Here is a 1,071-nt window from a genome sequence, read left to right on the forward strand (position 1 = left end):
GTCAAAGGGTTCGGTGACTTTGTAGCTTGATCAGCGAACGCGCTCGGACAGGGGCCTTGCGAGGACCATGTTACGGTTCGCGATTTTGATGTGAATGGCGACTTCGTTTTGCTGGGCGCCGAAAGTGCGGGAGGTCAGGTGCCCGTCGTTGATACGTTTGATGCGGGAAATGGCAGTCTCGACCAGAGAGCGTTTGCCGTATTCGTGTCGTCGCTGCCACGCCATTCGGCCATGAAGCGCGATCTCTGCGGCATGGCATTCCCGCTCGCTCCCACCATGCGGCCGTCCCTTGTCCGGGATCGAACGCTTGCCCGGCGGGATGACGATCCTGGGCGGAGATCGGGCTGGACGTGCGGCACGGATCGCCTGATATGTGGGCTCCCCGTCATAGGCGCCATCGACAATGACCGATCGGATATTGCCGCCCGAATTGGCCACGAGTTTGCCGATCCTGGCGCTGTCTGATGTGTCGTCATCAGTGAGCTCGTGGGCAATGATCTCATTGTCGTCAGCATTCACTGAAATATGCAGTTTACGCCACGAACGGCGCGTTTCACCGTGTTTGGCTCTTGCCCATTCACCTGCGCCGTAGAATTTCAGGCCAGTGCTGTCGATCACAATGTCGACCGGTCTCCTGCGTGGACGTCGGACCGAGCAGACATCAACCGTTCTGCGCCGGCGTGCCAGGGTCGTATGATCGGGAACGGTCAGATCAAGGTTCATCAAAGCCATAAGCGAGCGCAAAAAACCTCGGTCTGGCGCAGTGGAAACCGGGTCAGAGCGCCGAGCATCAGCGTTGTCTCGATCGCCAGATTGGAGAACCGGCGCTGACCGCCGGGCGTATTCCGGCACGATGGGCGCCACCCTTCAATCGCCTCAGCCGAAATCCACATCCTGATATCGCCGCGCAAAATCAGGCCGCGGTCATAGGCGCTCCAATTTGTCACCCGATACAGGGCGCGTGGAATGTGATGACGCCGCGCTGCGTTGAATTTAAACGGCATGCAAATCTCGGTTAGCTTGTGATCGAGGCCCTCATACCATCACTGGCCTATCCGTGCACCAACGCCG

1 protein-coding gene and 1 pseudogene are annotated in these 1,071 nt (G+C 58.9%); both read right to left on the bottom strand.

All coding sequences use genetic code 11. The annotated features are described in order from the left end of the window. Positions 1-30 precede the first annotated feature (30 nt). Positions 31-618: an IS5 family transposase gene (locus tag ACX3P1_RS28165; protein ID WP_459083103.1), complete on the bottom strand. Its 588-nt coding sequence runs from the start codon at positions 616-618 to the stop codon at positions 31-33. A gap of 27 nt (positions 619-645) precedes the next feature. Next, a pseudogene (locus tag ACX3P1_RS28170) lies at positions 646-1,004 on the bottom strand (transposase); the annotation flags it as partial. Between the last annotated feature and the right edge of the window lie 67 nt (positions 1,005-1,071).

The sequence above is a fragment of the Mesorhizobium sp. A623 genome, assembly GCF_054489405.1.